We start from the raw sequence: 17312 nt of genomic DNA on the forward strand, positions 1-17312 counted from the left end.
TATGAGCAATTCAAAAATATTAAATTCGAGAGTTCTTCCTCAAGAATATGTTGAAGAAGCTCTAGGGTATGTATGTTATGAGCGAACGTATCACTATCTATTTACACAAGTATATCAATTAGAGAGCTACCCACTTCTTTATTTGGATAGGTTTGTAGGGTGGACTTTTAATACTTCAGGCGAGCCGTTTTTGCCTTTGGTTAATGGGCTAGAGGAGTTTCTAAACAAGTATATTAGACAAGTACATTTAGTAGAAGTAACGGAAGTAATAGAACTTCTCTATAAACTATTCGCTCAGAATAACTTTGTATCATTGACTATGGAAATGAAACATCTGGATAATTCCACTTACTATACCACCGTATTCATCGAAGATATTCATGATGAACAAATTGTTTATACTCATATCAACGAAGCTAATCAAACTGCTAGGAAATGTATGAATTTAGAAACTTTCAAAACAAAGCTTTATATTGATAACAACCTAGTAGAACTATCAGCATATGAGTATTCTGAAGTACTGAATAGATTGAAAAATAATAATATAATTGAGAATATAAAGTTTATCTTTCTCAATCTTTATGGGTTGAAGATTAATGAGGAGGGTATAGAAAAAAACTCAATAAGGATTCCATGCTCGCAATCTGGACTACATGATCTAAAAAAATTCATTGAAGAACACACTTCTCGGTTTCTAACTGCATCTATCACAAAAATTGACCAACAAATTTTGAGTAAGCAGATAAAAAGTAAAATTCATCCTCTTTTACAACTAGTCAAGCATATAATACACTCAAAAATTCATATAACAACAGAAATAAGTAGTGTTTTTGAATTTCAAGTTTACAATATCAATGATTGTCTTAATAAACTTCAATTTTTTTCAAGTGTAGTTGTACAAAAGCCCGGCCAAAAATCGCTTGATTTGTACCTTAAGTCCCTAGATAAATTAATTTTGAATATTAGTCATTTACAAGAATCGTTATTAGTGGTCTTAAGAGCATTGATAGAGGGAGATAATTATGAAAAATAATGTGATGAACCTTCTTCACGGGCTTATTCCAGAGGATGTACTGAAAGAAGTTGAGAATAATTTCGAACAGTATATATGTACTCCTCTAAATCAGTTGGGGTTTGATTCTATGTCCACAATATCACTTGTAATGAAACTTGAGGAGCAACTACAAATTGAGTTTGATTACGAGCAATTCGACCCTGCTTCAATTAGTAGTATAGAAGGTCTTTTAAAATTACTAAGAGAGAATGAAAGTAATTTTGTTGGATTTTATGAAATATAATAAACGCCGAAGGGGCCTAGATTTAAATGACAACAATTAACTCACTAACAGAAAAAGAGAAACTGCGTTATAGAAGACAATTAATATTGCCGGAAATTGGAGAAGAAGGCCAAAAAATTCTTAAACAATCAAAAGTATTAGTCATTGGAGCAGGAGGTATTGGTTCTCCCTTACTCCTGTACTTGGCAGCCGCAGGTATTGGTCACATTAAAGTTTATGATAATGACAATGTTGAACTAACTAATTTGAATAGACAAGTCCTTCATGGGTACACAAATATCAATCAAAACAAGGCGGAATCAGCTAAACAAACGTTGAGCGAACTTAACCCAAATATTTCAATCGATATCTCAAGAGATAGACTTGTAAGAGAAAATGCTCTCCATATTGTCTCAGAATTCGATATTGTCGTTAACGCTGTAGATAATTTAGAAACTAGATATATGTTAAATGATATATGCGTAGAGCTTGGGACACCATTAATTGAAGGAAGTATCTTTCATTTCGAAGGACAGATCATGCTCATTGAACCTGGAAAAGGACCTTGTTATCGATGCCTATATCCTGAATTGCCCGTTGACGTAAAAAAACAAGAGTTTGGTGTTATTGGCATGACTCCAGGTTTGGTCGGAGTTCTTCAAGCCACAGAAACAATTAAGTATCTACTGAAAATTGGTGAACCTCTTACTAACAAATTGATCTATTTCGATCTATTGTCTACAACAATAAGAAAAATTGATATTAAAAAGAATCCCGATTGTCCTATATGTTCTCATAAATAATACATCAAAGAAAGGAAACTATATGTGAAAGAAATTCATACCCCAGCTGCTTCCAATGTTAATCTTTTGTTTCAGGAAATATCAAAAAATAATTCAAGTAAATTGGCAATTAAAGATGAAAATAATTTCTTAACTTATAATGATCTTGATAGAACTGTGAATAACCTGGCACATTGGCTAAAAACAAAACATCATTTTGAAAAGAATGAAGTGATCGCCATTATTCATGAGCGCTCTGTAGAAACTGTTACTGCAATGCTGGCTATTCTCAGAATTGGTGGGGTCTTTTTACCGATCGACCCTTCTCTTCCAATTGCAAGAATCGAATATATGCTTAAAGACAGTGAAGCAGTGCATATTTTAACATCCCGAAAATTAGAGGTTAATTATAAGAATAGAACAAATAGTTTGATTGTTATTGATGATATATTAAAACTCCCCCAATATAGTGATTTATCTTTAGTGGATATCGAAAAATCTGATCCCGCTTATATTATCTATACTTCTGGTTCAACAGGAAAACCTAAGGGGGTAGTAACAAAACATGAAGGTTTAAGTAATTTAACATCTGTATTTACAAATGATTTAGATATAAAGCAGCATGATAGAGTACTGCAATTTGCGAGTATATCTTTTGATGCTTCAATCTGGGAGATATTTATGGCTTTTTTTACAGGAGCTAGTCTGCACATTGTCCCACAAAATATTATTATGAATCCTAGACATTTTGAAAATTATCTGAATATCAACAAAATATCCATATTAACCCTTGGACCAGCTTATCTCGCATACCTTAATCCTTCTAACATAGAACATATAAAAACGGTAATTACGGCTGGTTCGCAAATTTCTTCAGACCTAGTAAAAAAATGGTCTAAATTTGAGTACGTGAATGCTTATGGACCTACAGAAACCACGATATGTGCTACTTTATGGAAGAGAACTAATATGGAAGAAATCGAATCCATACCTATCGGCAAGGCTATACAAAACTGTGAAGCTTATGTCATGGATGCCAACCTGAACGAGTTACCAGCTGGGCAGACTGGTGAATTATGTATTGCTGGAATTAACTTAGCAATCGGATACTTAAATAACGACGAAATGACCAATAAAAAGTTTATATTCTGCGAAGCTTTAGGTAAACGTTTGTATAGAACAGGCGATCAGGCCAAGCTAACTAACAACAATGATTTAATCTATTTAGGTAGAATTGATGATCAGATAAAAATTAGAGGTTATCGTATTGAAATAGGTGAAATTGAATATTATCTAAAAACATATCCTGAAATATTAGATGCGTGTGTAAAAGTAGTTAAGGACTCTCAAAATCAAGATCATCTATGCGCTTATTACTTGTCTGATGAAGCCATTAATAATATTCATGTAAAGGAATTTCTAAGCTCATACCTGCCCGGTTATATGGTTCCCAATCATCTAATCAGACTTTATAAATTCCCATTAAATTTCAGTGGGAAAGTTGATAAATCCAAATTACACTCACCCTTTTAAAAGGAATCCTTCTGCCTAAACAACCACACTATAGTTCCCTACAAATGCGAACACATTAACATAAAAAGTTTACTAAAAAGGTGGAACGACTTGATGAATTCTATTAAGAAAAGCTTGCTTGATTTAAGAGGATTCCACCCTATGATCTATATACTCTTGATTGGTACAGCACTTGCTAGAGCAGCTAATGCTATGAGTATCCCATTTTTAGCTATTTATCTAAGTAAAGAAACCGATTTAAACCCAATTTTGATTGGTCTCATTGTTGGTGCAGGAGCATTATCAAGTGCTTTTGGTGGCTTTTTTGGTGGTGTATTGTCTGATCAGTTTGGACGTAAAAGGATCATGTTACTGGCTCTTTATATATGGGGACTTGTCTTTATTGGTTTTTTCTACACGCATGCTACTTTAATTTTCTTAATCCTAAATATTCTTAATGGACTATGTCGCACTTTTTTTGAGCCGGTGGCTCAAGCGTTGATGTCTGATCTTGCGCCCAGTGAAAAAAGAATTCGTATTTTTTCTATGAGGTATCTCGCTATAAATGTAGGGGTAACAATTGGACCATTATTGGGAGCTTACATCGCTCTTGAGGAAAGTTCAGTAGCGTTCTTATTTACTGGATTGTTTTATATTCTGTATGCCGTTTCATTATCTCTCCTATTACGCTTATTTAATATAAGTGAGATCAATAAGACGAAGAAAGAAATTGTTACGATTGTATCAGCTGCGAAAGTTATAATGAGAGATTCGTATTTTCGCAGATTGTTGATCGGTGGTATTATTGTGACTATTGCTTACTCTCAATTAGATTCAACTCTTCCACAATACTTAAATCAAAGTTTCGTGAATGGTATTGAGTTTTATGCAATCATGCTGAGCCTTAATGCACTATTAGTAGTAATTTTCCAAATACCTTTAACTTCATGGATTGAAAGTAAAGGTTCTCTGTTTGCGATTATTTTAGGTAATATATTCATATCAATCGGATATATTGGCTTTTGCTTTTCCCCTAATTTAGTATTTCTTCTTATATCTATATTTGTATTCACAGTAGGAGAAATTCTATATTTCCCTGCTGCCAGTGCTATGGTAGACAGAATAGCACCAGATCATCTAAGAGGTACATACTACGGTGCTCAATCATTCTTGTATTTCGGAAAATTCATAGGACCAATTCTAGGTGGTTTTTTATTGAATCAGCTTGGTGGATCGGGGCTTTTCGTTACCATGGTTTTTTTAACTTTGATCGGTACTGTATTTTATCGTATTAAATTCGAAAGAAATACAACCAAAATCGAGCACAATAATTCTTTTTGATTACTTTAAAAGGATGGCACTGTATTATAATGCCATCCTTTTAGCTATTATTTTTCAAGTGATAGCCACATCTTAAATTATTTCTTGAGAGTACTAATATATCTTAAGCTAATCCACGTGCTACTCTGATGTGTATAAAAAAGTTGCTCTTTGAGATGGCCAGTCTCCAAAATGGTAAAGTGTTTGAAGTGCTCCATTAAATCATCCTCCGTAAAAAAATGAGCATACTTCCCTTTTTTATATTCATATGTACACGGTTCAATCTGATTTCCTTTTCCATTGTTGCTATCCTCGTCTGAAAATACAGAAAAAAAGCTTACTCCATTGTCATTAAGAAGTTCAATACATTTGTTTATGATTAAATCTCGTTCGTTCTGCTTGAATAAATGAAGAAGATTGTAACAGAATATAGCGTCATATCTCTCTTCTAATTCAATATCAAATATGGAAGCATGAATAAAGTTAGATTTAGTATCAAATTCCCGTGCAAGTTTGATGGCAGTTGACGAAATTTCAATTCCATCTACATCAAAAAAGTTAGATAGTTCCTTGGTATTCCGCCCATATCCCGCTCCTAAAACGAGTACTTTTTTTATATTAAACTGCTTATAAAGTAATATTGCCTTAAATGCCATTTCACTAGGTAAATCTCCCCAAATTCTTCCTTCCATTTCAAATCTATCTTCCCAATAAGACCCCATTAACGATCCCCCCTTGTGATGGAATTTTACAACCATGAACTAAACTGCAATAGATTAATACTAAAATATAATTCTACAAAAAAGAATTGTTTACCTTTGTTATCTAATACAAAAAATATAAAAAGCACCCCCAGTATCTCATTGGATAAAGAAGAATCCAATGAGCATTCTAAAGGATGCATTTTAAGATAGATCGTATAGGGATAGATCACCTTTACAACTTACATAGTATTACATATAAATATCAACGATTGTGCGCTCAGTCGCACTGCGTGCCTGTCTGAACTCATCAAGCGAGATGCAAACCCCGCCCTGACGGTAACGGTTCGCTGTACGCTCGGTACGAATGTCCTTGCCATTCACCGCTACACGACTCACAGCACCTTCGTTCAAGTGATAGATAAACGTCACTGGCTCACCTGCATACTCGAATTCGAATTGCATGCCGTTCAGCTCAGCTGGCAATACCGGGTCAATGACCAGATCGCCGCCCTCTTGACGAATGCCAAGCGCATTGGAGATCAGCTGGTTCATGTAGATTCCAGGGCCGCTGGAGTAGATTCTCCATCCGCCTTTCACTTGTACAGTCCCTTTACGAAGCTGGTCGAAATGCTCCTGTGCCTCGTAACGCGTATTGAACTTGCCGTCGGAACTACTGAAGTACGAGTTCGCTTGACGAATCTCCGCGTTAGGCACAACCTCTCCGATGCCAACCGGGTTGATCATCGCAAGACCATTCCACACCTGATCTGTCTTGCCAAGCTTCGCCATCGCTTCCACGTAACGGATATGGGCGTGTACATATTGCAAACCAATCTCACGTCCGAAGTTGGATGCTTGCTCTGCACGTTTGAAGTGTGTGCTTACACCGCCAGCATATTGAGCCGGACGATTCATCAGACGCACGCCATCCGGGCACAGGAACTGTTCACGGATCAATGCGTAATGCGATTCTGCTTGCTCCGCATTCAGCAATTCACCGATCATGCTGCGCGTCATTGGCAACAGGCGATATTGAATGCCTGTCTCTGTGTCCGTTGGATGAAGCATCAGCTTCGCTTGGTCGGCTTCTTCCATGTACACAAAGCCCGGAATCACATCTGTGCCCAGCATGTAACGGTTAAAGTCCTCACGAATGCCTTGTGCGAGTACGTCAAGCTCCTTCGCAAAGTCTGCATCCTTGAATTTCAGCGCTTGCGAGAGCACATTCACGGACTGATACGTCAATGCCACAGTCCAACTGCTCACCATGTATTGCTTCAGCTGTGCATTGGCTGGTTGGAGCGTATCATCCCAGTCTCCATCTCCGTAGGAAGACAGGAACGTATCGTGCAGGAAGTGCGAACGGATATATTCGATCTCTTTTTTCGCGTGATCCAGTACCGTTGCCGTCTCTTCCGTGAAGCCGAAGCTATGTTTAACGGTATATGGTACTTTCTCATCCAGGATTGCATAATCGCGAGTTGCTGTCAGATAATCCGCCAGCACTTTCAGCGGCCATACGATGATATCGCCATGGCTTTCTTCCTGTTGAATTGCAAAGTATTTATCAAACATGAACCATTGCGGCCAGTTGCCATCATCTTCGTATTGGTGAGTATAGACCATTTTAATGATATCGCGAACTTGCTCATATTTTTGCGTTGCCATAAAGTACTCCACCGGACCTTGGCATACATCACGTGTACCCCAAGCCGCGCCGCCATACTGCTCCAAACCGTGAGGCACGGAGTAGTGAACCAGCATGTTGTGGGTGTACCACCAAGCCAGCGCATTTACTTTGAACAGATCCTCTGCACTCTGACCTTCTCCACGGGACAAACGGAACCCGTTCATCACACCTGCGAAGAACTCGCGATATGCCTGCACTTCCTCTTCAAAAGTCAGACTTGAGCTTGCTGCCGCGCCGCTATCCGCTTGACCTTCCAACACCCCTTGTACCTTCAGCGTCCATTCAGTACTCGCTTCCAGACTAAGTGTAACCAGCGATGCGGAACCACTGCGGATACCACTTGCCAGCAACGTCTCGTCACCTACATTGACAGCTGCGCCATCCACCGACATACGGTATTGCAGATCCGGATACGTTTCGGCACTAATCGCTTGTGGGTCAGCTTTGAAGATCAAAGTATCGCCATCCTGCGTCATATGCAGCGGATACTCGTATTCATTCACATTCATCGTAATCTGGTTCGTTACCAGGTAACGGTATGCCTTACCACTTGTGGAGCGTACGTTCATGCTTACTTCCGTCGAATGTGCACCTGTGTAATTGGTCACGATGATCGTGTCGGATTCGGTTTTGTAGATCCAGCGTGCATAGTTGAAGCCAATCTCGAACAGGGATGGCATTGTCAGCAGGCGATATTGTCCGTCCATTTCCACATAGATGCGTTGTCCTGCCGTCTTCGGCACGTTCAAGGCATTACGGGCATTACTGATCATTTTATTAAAATTGGTGTTCCCAATAACGAGCTGTGAGTTGAAAATACCGTACATATACGATGTCGTTGTAATAACCTGTGCCCCAAGTTGCACGTTGCCACCACTCATCAGAATGTGACCGTGCGGACGCTCCACAAGTAATTCTTTTGCTTTCAGTACGATATGCTCATAGCTGCCTGTGAAGAAGGATAACAATTCCTCACCGTTGTGCTCTTCCTGATGACGATCAGGGAACAGATCATGAATCTCATCTTGCGTCAGATCAAGCGTTACCAGAGGTTCACCCAGGAAGGAGGACAGTTTCACCTGTTCCAACACGTCGCCATTTTCCACAGTGAGAGCCTGTACTTCATTCCAAGCTGCTGTAACTTCATCCCCGAATTCCAGTGCAGAGATTCCTTCGGCATGATTAGGCTTCGCCAGTCCATAGAAGACCACCTGAGCCTCTCCGTTTAGATTCAGCAGTTCCGATTGCAATGCGGTATAGGCAAATTCATACTGATACGTCTCATTCGCAAGTGTTGGGCGATTCAAGCTCTCTGGTTGATTCGTTTCCTTGTACGACAGACCGAAGAATTGGAATCCATCTGTGGAATAACCGATTGCTTTCGTCAGGGAACCTTGTTGCATATACGGAAATGCACCGCCCTGAGGCTGGTTTTGACGGGAACATACCACATACCCTTTCGCTTCATCTTGGAACACCGTATGGTCAATGTATTGTGACAGATAAGCTTCATTGCTGCGTACCGCCCCTGGGTCAGCAAGACCCACATCCTGTCCATATACCACGTCTACGTTCTGTTGTTGTCCTGTGAGCTTCACATCCCAGAACCAAACACCTTGTGGTGTAGCCGTAAATACGACCTGATAGCCGATACCCTGTTCACTGCCTTTCGGCTGGACTGTGCCCTCCCAGATCAACTGGTTGTTGGACTGTGCTTTGCTTGTAATTACTTTGCTATTCGAACGTACACCGAGCAACGGGAACGAGCTGATGTTCTCTCCCTCGTGTACACGCAGGTACAGGTTGTTCAGAGATCCATCAATCTGGTTGCTGAGCAACTGGTTCAACATTGTTGTACCAGATGTAGCCTGGTATAGGTCGCCACTGTTCAAAAAGGTAAAGGATAACTCCCCGGCATTCAACCGGATCGGTTCATTAATCATCGTTGTCATAGGGTTCACTCCTTGAATTAGTATATAATCGAAACGTTTCGATAAATCTGAAAAAGAATAGGGGCCTCTTCAAACCGGCCTTTTACAGCCCGTCCGGACGATAACCCCATCATTGAACTTTCACTTCAGCATGCAGGCATTTCCTTGGTTGTCAGACTCGGCCTAAACCGAACGTACAGAGCTGCGCTCGATCAGATTAATCGTTAACGTATATGAAGGGTCAACCGCTTCGCCATTGAGCATCTGGAATAACAGATGTCCGGCGAGCGACCCGGCTTCATGCTTCGGCTGGCGTATCGTTGTCAGCGGTGGACGAACATATTCCGACAACTGAATATCATCAAAACCGATCACGGAAATGTCATCTGGCACCGATATACCACGCTCTTCCAAGGCTTTCAGGCCGCCAATGGCCATCTCATCGTTACCGTAAAATACCGCTGAGGGAAGATCGCCCTGCATCATCATCATCTTGGTTGCACTGTATCCACCCTCACGCACAAAGTTGCCATTCAGACGCCATTTGGACTTTTCTTCAAGTCCCGCTTCCCGCATCGCTCGCAGATACCCTTGGTAACGGAGTGCGTTGTCATACGAGTTGGATGGGCCACTGATATAAGCAATCTTCTGATGTCCAGACTGGATCAGATGGTGCGTGGCAAGATAACCGCCTTGCTCTCCATCCACCAGTACGTTGACCAAATGGTCACTCGACAGTTGACGATCCATCACAATGATCGGAAAGCGCTGTCCGGCAGATTCCACCAGAATATCATCATGGATGTTATGCGCCAGGATGATGGCTCCGTCTACTCTTTTTTCACGCAAAAATCTCACTGCGGTTGAATCCCGTCCACCCATGGAGCTGCACGCAATCAGGTCATACCCGTTCGTGAGGGCTACATCCTGTACACTACGGATCAACTCCGAGTAATACGGGCCCGACAGATCGGTCAGGATCAAAGCGATCGTGTTCGTCCGGCTCCGCTTCAGGTCCATGGCAAAGCCGTTCTTGCGGTAATTCAGTTCTCGTGCTGCCTCAAGCACCTTAGCCTTGGTCTTGGCACTAACCTTGCTATCCCCGCTCAGCGCATAGGAAGCAGTCGAGAGTGCTACACCTGCCAGCTTTGCCACATCCTTAATCGTTGCCATTCCACGTTCGCTCCTTCTAAACTAGAACAAATTCTAAGGTTATCTACATTTTATACGATACATGGTTGGAACAACCACTTCATCCTGTATTATCGTTTATTAATCTTTATACATATCATAGCTATGGATGTCAATCGAAACGTTTCGAGGTGTTCTCAAAAAAAATCCTTGTCTCCATCCTTACGGCACCATGGTTGAATGTGTCCCGTTCCAGTCCGTACCATTGTCCACACCATTCGTGATGGTTATGACACGTCTTTCAATCTGACGCGCTCTGGACAGTTTATGCCTAACGCAATGAAACTGGCAGTAAACGCCAGATTGAAACGTTTCGACATTTTCATTATAGTCGGTGTTGATAGCGATTTCAACCACTTTGTCCATTTTTCAGAGAAAAAGTTGAATTGTCCAATCTGTCCATCCACGTCACTTCATTTATAGTATATACTGCATAATAGTCGAGATCCGAGAATTACGCCAGTATACAAAGGGCATGAATCGAATTATGCCCCTGCTGATATATGTAAGGAGACAGTTATCTAATGAATAATTCCAAGCCCACGTATCATCAAAAATCGCTGTCCCGCTCCATTGACTTGCAGAAGATTCAGTCTGTACCGGTTGCCCTGTTCAAGCTGTGTCATCTGGTGCGGCTTCACGACCGCGAGGCATTCTCCCGTATAGATGAAATGTGGAACACACTTCATGTACTATACGTTGTTACCGCTGGTCAGGCCAGGATAATTAGTGCAGAGGGAAAACTCACATTAAATGCAGGCTCCGCAGTCGTTCGGCAAGCCGGAAACCTGCTTCAGCACGAGAACAAGCGCGGCTCTCTGTCGCCCATACAGGGCATTGCGATTGCATTTGATTCCACTGAAAATGATCATCTGTCCTGGCCTTTCGGGTTACCAGCCCCCATTGTGAGCCGCAATCTCGCTGACAAGGCAGTAGAACTGGTCCAAGCCTGTTCGAAAGGTCAGGATTCCAGTCCTTTCAGGCCACATATGTTGTTCTATGAGTTACTGGACATCTTGCAAGATCATGTGACCCACTCTGCTCCTGAAGATCACTCCTGGCTCGATAACGTGCTCAGACATATCCATCAGATGTATACACATTCGCTGACCCGCGAACAATTGGCACGAGATGCCAATGTGAGTCCCGAGCATTTCTCGAGGGAGTTCAAGAAACATACTGGTCTTACTTTTGTTGAATATGTGACTCGTCTCAGAATCAGGATGGCCCAAGAGCATCTGTTGATCGCGAATCCTACGCTACAGGAAATTGCACAATTGACAGGCTACAGGGACACGTTCTATCTAAGCCGAAAATTCAAACAGATGGTTGGCTCAGCACCAACTCACTATCGGAAAATGCCCAAGAAGATTGTATCGTTGACTTACAACTATACAGCCTCACTTCTGGCACTGGGCCACACTCCTCACATGGGAGCGGTAGCAAGCTGGATGGAAGATAAATGTGGTGAACCTGGTCATGAGGGTCATGAAACATTTGAGCAGCATTCCGAATATGAGCTGGTTAAACATCCAGAGCTGATTGTAAATGCTCATCCTGATGTCATTATCGGATATGCACCACATCCCGGTTCAGATGAACTACGTGTAATCGCCCCAACCATTCTGATGCCCTTTGAGGAACTCGATTGGCAGGAGCAGCTTCTTCATCTGGGACGAGTTACCGGGCTTGAATCCAATGCACGGGGGTTATTAGATCGTTATCATCAACTTGAGCAAGAAGCCAATCATACGTTGGATCAATGGATGGAAGGAACACGCGGGTCCGCCGTTTGCATATTTATGATCGGAGAGGACGGCGCTTATATCTATGGTCATGGCTGGGGCAGAGCTTCCCATGTGCTGTATCAATCCCTTGGTTTCACCCCACCCTCACAGATGGTGCAGGATGGGCAGTTACTGACAGGGTACGTTCATGTTCCGTTATCCGAGATTCACTTGTATGCAGCAGATCACATGTTTGTTGCCTACCCTGAGGAACCCTCCGAGCGAGAAAAGCTGGATAACCTGCTGAGTCAGGAATTCTGGGGTACCCTCTCCGCCGTTCGGGAAGGACGTGTATACGAGATCGATGCCGACACGTTCTACGGATTTGATCCTTTGTCCGTTATGAAGCAATTGCAGCATATCATGCATCACCTAACATCATAATTGTCCATGCGATAGTGATCATAGTTGTCCATGTACAAAACTCACGTCTTCCTCTATGTTATTAATGAGAATAATAATCATTATTGATTATACATAGGGGGAACAAGGTTATGTTTGCTGCAAAAAAACGATTTTCCGGCTTGCTGCTTATGCTCGCCATCATTATGATTCTGGCTGCTTGTAGCAGCGGAACAGGTTCGACTGCCACTGAACAGACATCGGCAGCAGGAACCGAAACGCCAACCGCCTCTTCCGAGACGAACACAGAGACGTCGTCCGGTGCGGATAATTCAAATGCTACGCGAATCTACAAGTCATTAAGTGGGGATGTTGAAATTCCGGCTGAACCGAAACGAATCGTGACCGATATGTACGTAAGTGATTTGCTTGCACTGGGTGTGAAACCTGTTGGTGCTGTTCAATATTATTTGGAAAACCCGTTCTATGCAGATCAGGTAGAGGGCATTGAAAGCATCGGTGATCGGGCAGCGGTATCGATGGAGAAGGTCATTGCCATGAACCCGGATCTGATCATTACCTACTCTGACCAAGCCAGTGAGATTGAGAGCTATCAAAAGATCGCACCTACCATAGTAATTCCTTATGGTACATTCACCAATGTACATGACGAAATTCGGGGATTCGGAGAGCTGATGAACAAATCCGAAGCAGCCGAAGCTTGGCTGAAAACGTACGATGAACGGATTGAAGCCGCTCGTGCCAAGGTGAAAACTGTCATCAAACCGGAGGAAACCTTCTCCATCCTTGAAGTATCCGACAAGAGTTATTATGGATATGGAGACAATTTTGGTCGAGGAGGACAAGCGGTCTACAGTGCTTTGCAACTTGCCCCACTCGAGATCACCAAAAAAGAACTGATGGGTGATACCCAGTGGAAAGAGATTTCGCGTGAAGTTGTTGGTGATTATGCAGGGGATCATATCTTCTTGACCGTTGGGGAGTACAATAAAAATTATCAAGGTGACTCCATCTGGCAATCCCTGCCGGCTGTGAAAAACAATCAGGTGTACGAATTGCTGGAAGACCGTTATTGGTACTTCGACCCGATTGCAATTCAAGGTCAGGCTGAAGAATTCGCCGATATGATCGTAGAACGTGCCGAGCAAAATCGTAAATAACATAAGCATGAATACAGGTGTCCGGACAGGCTGATCAGCCTGCTCGGGCATTTGTGTCATATCAAGGAGGACTTACATATGCTTCGCCGTTTCATGTCTTATTATCGTCCTTACAAAAGGCTCTTTATATTAGACTTCTCCTGTGCCATCGCCGCCGCGCTGCTCGAGCTGGCCTTTCCACTTGCCGTTAACCGGGTAGTCGATCAACTGCTTCCGGCTGGCAATTGGTCCATGATCTTGTCGGCATGTGCCTTTTTGCTCGGCATCTACCTGCTCAGTTCCTTTTTCCATTATGCCGTCACCTATTGGGGCCATAAGCTCGGTATTAACATCGAATCCGATATGCGTAGAGAACTGTTCACACGTGTACAGAAGCAGTCCTTCCGCTTCTTCGACAACAATAAGACCGGGCATCTGGTCTCCCGTATGACCAACGATCTGATGGATATTGGTGAGATCGCGCATCACGGACCTGAGGACTTATTCATTGCCTTCATGACACTCGCCGGGGCTTTCGGTATTATGCTGGGGATCAACTGGCAGCTCGCTGTGATGACGTTTATCATTGTGCCGCTGATGATCTACCTGTCACTGTATTTCAGTCGCAAAATGTCCAAAGCATTCAAACGCATGTTTGCAGATATCGCCGATTATAATGCACGGGTAGAGAACAATGTGAGCGGCATCCGTGTGGTTCAGGCTTTTGCCAATGAAAAGCATGAAGTAGGCCGTTTCGTTGAGAACAACGAACGTTTCAGACTGACAAAACTAATCACCTACCGCATTATGGCCTGGAACTCTTCACTTAGCTTCATTCTGATGAAATTTGTATCCCTGTTTGTACTGGTATGTGGAACCTGGTTTGTCATCCAAGGAAGTATGACTTACGGGGAGTTCATCGCTTTTGTAATGTTATCCAATGTATTCCTTGGACCAATCGAGAAGATTAACTCCGTCATTGAGACGTATCCCAAAGGCATCGCCGGTTTCAGACGTTATCTGGAGCTGCTTGAAGCTGTACCGGATGTAGAAGATACACCTCAGGCAAAACCAATTTCGGATGTGAAAGGCGATATTGCCTTCTATAACGTCACCTTTTCTTATGGAGAACATAAACCCACGTTGTCTGAGGTCAACCTTAATGTTCAGGCAGGCCAGACGGTTGCTCTGGTTGGACCCTCAGGAGGAGGCAAAACGACGCTATGCAGTCTGATCCCACGTTTCTACGATGTGGATGCTGGACATATCTCCATTGATGGCATTCCCGTGAAGGACATGACGCTGGAATCACTGCGCTCCCATATCGGGATTGTGCAGCAGGATATTTTCCTGTTTGACGGAACGATTCGTGAAAATATTGCATACGGCAAGCTGAATGCTTCCGATGACGAAATCTGGCAAGCCATTCGTCGGGCCCAACTGGAAGAACTGGTACAATCCCAGCCAGACGGACTAGACACCATGATTGGTGAACGTGGCGTAAAACTCTCCGGCGGACAGAAGCAACGTCTATCCATCGCAAGAATGATCCTGAAGAACCCGCCTATCCTCATTCTGGATGAAGCCACCTCCGCACTCGACACCGAGACGGAAGCCGCCATTCAACTGGCCTTGTCCGAGCTGGCTCAGGGACGTACAACTTTGGTGATTGCCCATCGACTAGCGACTATTAGACACGCGGATCGCATCGTGGTAGTGGAGAACGGCAGCGTTGCTGAACAAGGAAGTCATGAAGAGCTGCTCGCACGTAAAGGCTCGTACAGCCGACTGCATCAAGCCCAGTTTGGTTAAGTAGCATGCCCTAACAATAGCAACCATCGAAAAAACCAAATAAAGAGTAAAACAACCTTCCCTCTGCAAACGAGGTGAAGGTTGTTTTATTCATTTCAGATATCCTTTTGATTTCCAGAATCGCTTCGCAAATGATTCAGCAGCGTACGGTGGCTCCCCATTCAGTAGATCCTCATTCGCTTGAATGAGCACTTTGCGTCCACGTTCCAGCAATTGAACGGCATGCAGTAACTGAGAGCCGCCAATATAATGAATTTCAAGCAACAACGGTTCTTCTTCCTCATCCTCGTTATTCTGAGCCGAGTATTCGATCAACACACTTTCCGAGCCGTCCGCATGTTGGTGCAGGGTATAATAGTATTTCTCCACCTGCGTCTCCCCTTGAGCATCCACATACTCTCTTCCAATACGTAGCAAGGCTGGCTGGGGAACACCATTAGACATCTGACCTGCTTGTCGAAATGCAAAATATAACTCTCCAATCCACAGTCCGTGCCGATCATCATCATAATAATCGTCATATGGCTCCACGACAGGCAGTGCTAATAAATCATGGATCAGTTGGTGCGAAATTAAGGAACGGGCATACTGAACATTCGATACAGACTGCAACAAGGTATTCCATCCTTGCTCGTTTAACTGCTGAATATCAGCAGGTGAGTTCTCCGAGAATACATTCCATTCCGAATTCTCATTGTGCAGATAACGATATGCCCCTGAGATCATCCAGACAGGTTTACCCTGCTGTACGATATGTTTATCAGGAGAGTTGGAACCTTGATCTGATGGCTCCATCTTAAGCAACAATGCACAATTGTGGTCATCCTGAAAATACAGACTGCGGAAATACCCCTCCGTATGCTCATCTCCATAGACCGATACTCGGCAAAATTGCTCGTCCAACCAAAATTCATAGCTGTTCAGTAACTCATCCTCCTCTCTTACAGGCAACAAAGATGGATGAGTAAGACGCTCTATGTTCTCAGCGGTAACCCGATGATCTTCGAACCAATCCGGCACATCTGGCTCTGATTGTTCAGCATGAATGTACTTTCGGTTGATTACAGGTTGTCCTTGCTGCAGCCTCCTTAACATTTCTTCTCGCCAAGGAAACGGCTCTGTATCTTCATCAATCACACATTCAGGAACCAATAACGTCAACATGTCAGAGCCCCGCCATGGTCCGAGATCCTCCCATTCTTCTAGCTGACGCTTCACATTACGCTGTCCTTGAACCTGAATCTTATATTGCTCGGTACTTACCAGCAATCCACCTTCTACATTCCCTCTCACTGTCAATTCTCCATGATTATAATCCCCCCAGAACATATCCTCCACATAGAGATTACCTGTAATATATATTTCCTGCCCACCCACGATCATATAGGGTGTTATGAGATTCCCAAGTACAACCAGATTGGAACTGGCCGCGTCGGAACTTGTATTTCCAATATAACGATCCACTGTCAGATTTCCGTCAACCAAGATCAAGAAAGGTCCTTCATCCAACAACAGTTCACTGATATGAAGATCACCAGAATGTAACCATACTTCCTCGGCTTCAAATTCACCGTTGTGCGCTTCATTATGAGTGTACATCCAACTTCCCTGAGGCAACTTCGTTTGTATATCTGCAAAAGACACCTTGTGACCTATCTGATGTATGGACATGTCCTGACACTCCTCATCCATTAATATATGGATAGAATCTATCTAATCTACAGATAGGACCACTACCCATTTTTATTATACTAGAGGAAATATACACCATTCCATAACAAAAACCCTCACCCGAGTAGAATGA

At 42.8% G+C, this 17312-nt stretch carries 12 protein-coding genes; 8 read left to right on the forward strand and 4 right to left on the reverse strand.

Annotation, left to right across the window (positions count from 1 at the left end):
• The first annotated feature begins 1 nt into the window (after window position 1).
• The 5 genes from MKY85_RS27525 (at window position 2) to MKY85_RS27545 (ending at window position 4912) form a co-directional block, all read left to right on the forward strand.
• Entirely contained in the window at window positions 2–1033 is a 1032-nt protein-coding gene (locus MKY85_RS27525; RefSeq protein WP_342571247.1) for a hypothetical protein, read from the forward strand.
• On the forward strand, window positions 1023–1298 hold the full coding sequence (locus MKY85_RS27530) for an acyl carrier protein (protein WP_076332498.1): 276 nt from the start codon (window positions 1023–1025) through the stop codon (window positions 1296–1298). The genes MKY85_RS27525 and MKY85_RS27530 overlap by 11 nt, the downstream gene beginning before the upstream one ends.
• Window positions 1299–1324: 26 nt before the next feature.
• Window positions 1325–2080: a HesA/MoeB/ThiF family protein gene (locus tag MKY85_RS27535; RefSeq protein ID WP_342571248.1), complete on the forward strand. Its 756-nt coding sequence runs from the start codon at window positions 1325–1327 to the stop codon at window positions 2078–2080.
• A gap of 24 nt (window positions 2081–2104) precedes the next feature.
• Window positions 2105–3592 (forward strand): amino acid adenylation domain-containing protein, encoded by a 1488-nt coding sequence (locus MKY85_RS27540; protein WP_342571249.1) that lies wholly within the window; start codon window positions 2105–2107, stop codon window positions 3590–3592.
• A 93-nt stretch (window positions 3593–3685) separates the two neighbouring features.
• On the forward strand, window positions 3686–4912 hold the full coding sequence (locus tag MKY85_RS27545) for an MFS transporter (RefSeq protein WP_342571250.1): 1227 nt from the start codon (window positions 3686–3688) through the stop codon (window positions 4910–4912).
• A gap of 77 nt (window positions 4913–4989) precedes the next feature.
• On the opposite strand, the gene MKY85_RS27550 is transcribed toward MKY85_RS27545, so the two are convergent.
• The 3 genes from MKY85_RS27550 to MKY85_RS27560 all read right to left on the reverse strand — a co-directional run bounded on the left by MKY85_RS27550 (window position 4990) and on the right by MKY85_RS27560 (window position 10389).
• Entirely contained in the window at window positions 4990–5613 is a 624-nt protein-coding gene (locus MKY85_RS27550; RefSeq protein WP_342571251.1) for a class I SAM-dependent methyltransferase, read from the reverse strand.
• Window positions 5614–5844: 231 nt separating this feature from the next.
• A complete protein-coding gene (locus MKY85_RS27555) occupies window positions 5845–9237 on the reverse strand; it encodes a cellobiose phosphorylase (RefSeq protein WP_342571252.1) in 3393 nt (1130 codons plus the stop codon).
• 162 nt (window positions 9238–9399) lie between these two features.
• Entirely contained in the window at window positions 9400–10389 is a 990-nt protein-coding gene (locus MKY85_RS27560) for a LacI family DNA-binding transcriptional regulator (RefSeq protein WP_342571253.1), read from the reverse strand.
• 542 nt (window positions 10390–10931) lie between these two features.
• On the opposite strand from MKY85_RS27560, the gene MKY85_RS27565 reads away from it, so the two are divergent.
• From MKY85_RS27565 to MKY85_RS27575, 3 genes are all read left to right on the forward strand, one after another.
• On the forward strand, window positions 10932–12578 hold the full coding sequence (locus tag MKY85_RS27565) for an ABC transporter substrate-binding protein (protein ID WP_342571254.1): 1647 nt from the start codon (window positions 10932–10934) through the stop codon (window positions 12576–12578).
• Window positions 12579–12688: 110 nt separating this feature from the next.
• The gene (locus MKY85_RS27570; RefSeq protein ID WP_342571255.1) at window positions 12689–13717 is read left to right on the forward strand and encodes an ABC transporter substrate-binding protein; all 1029 of its coding nucleotides are present in this window, start codon (window positions 12689–12691) and stop codon (window positions 13715–13717) included.
• A gap of 78 nt (window positions 13718–13795) precedes the next feature.
• Window positions 13796–15508 (forward strand): ABC transporter ATP-binding protein, encoded by a 1713-nt coding sequence (locus MKY85_RS27575; RefSeq protein WP_342571256.1) that lies wholly within the window; start codon window positions 13796–13798, stop codon window positions 15506–15508.
• Between the two features lie 90 nt (window positions 15509–15598).
• Here the strand turns inward: MKY85_RS27575 and MKY85_RS27580 are convergent, their stop codons facing one another.
• On the reverse strand, window positions 15599–17179 hold the full coding sequence (locus tag MKY85_RS27580; RefSeq protein WP_342571257.1) for a hypothetical protein: 1581 nt from the start codon (window positions 17177–17179) through the stop codon (window positions 15599–15601).
• Window positions 17180–17312: the final 133 nt, after the last annotated feature.

This window comes from Paenibacillus sp. FSL R5-0749, from assembly GCF_038595085.1.
Classification (GTDB): domain Bacteria; phylum Bacillota; class Bacilli; order Paenibacillales; family Paenibacillaceae; genus Paenibacillus.

What these genes read in the sequence shown, in the direction of transcription:
- MKY85_RS27525 (WP_342571247.1), top strand. Translation starts at nt 2, where the DNA reads ATGAGCAATTCAAAAATATTAAATTCGAGAGTTCTTCCTCAAGAATAT.
- MKY85_RS27530 (WP_076332498.1), top strand. Translation starts at nt 1,023, where the DNA reads ATGAAAAATAATGTGATGAACCTTCTTCACGGGCTTATTCCAGAGGAT.
- MKY85_RS27535 (WP_342571248.1), top strand. Translation starts at nt 1,325, where the DNA reads ATGACAACAATTAACTCACTAACAGAAAAAGAGAAACTGCGTTATAGA.
- MKY85_RS27545 (WP_342571250.1), top strand. Translation starts at nt 3,686, where the DNA reads ATGAATTCTATTAAGAAAAGCTTGCTTGATTTAAGAGGATTCCACCCT.
- MKY85_RS27550 (WP_342571251.1), bottom strand. Translation starts at nt 5,613, where the DNA reads ATGGGGTCTTATTGGGAAGATAGATTTGAAATGGAAGGAAGAATTTGG.
- MKY85_RS27555 (WP_342571252.1), bottom strand. Translation starts at nt 9,237, where the DNA reads ATGACAACGATGATTAATGAACCGATCCGGTTGAATGCCGGGGAGTTA.
- MKY85_RS27560 (WP_342571253.1), bottom strand. Translation starts at nt 10,389, where the DNA reads ATGGCAACGATTAAGGATGTGGCAAAGCTGGCAGGTGTAGCACTCTCG.
- MKY85_RS27565 (WP_342571254.1), top strand. Translation starts at nt 10,932, where the DNA reads ATGAATAATTCCAAGCCCACGTATCATCAAAAATCGCTGTCCCGCTCC.
- MKY85_RS27570 (WP_342571255.1), top strand. Translation starts at nt 12,689, where the DNA reads ATGTTTGCTGCAAAAAAACGATTTTCCGGCTTGCTGCTTATGCTCGCC.
- MKY85_RS27575 (WP_342571256.1), top strand. Translation starts at nt 13,796, where the DNA reads ATGCTTCGCCGTTTCATGTCTTATTATCGTCCTTACAAAAGGCTCTTT.
- MKY85_RS27580 (WP_342571257.1), bottom strand. Translation starts at nt 17,179, where the DNA reads ATGTCCATACATCAGATAGGTCACAAGGTGTCTTTTGCAGATATACAA.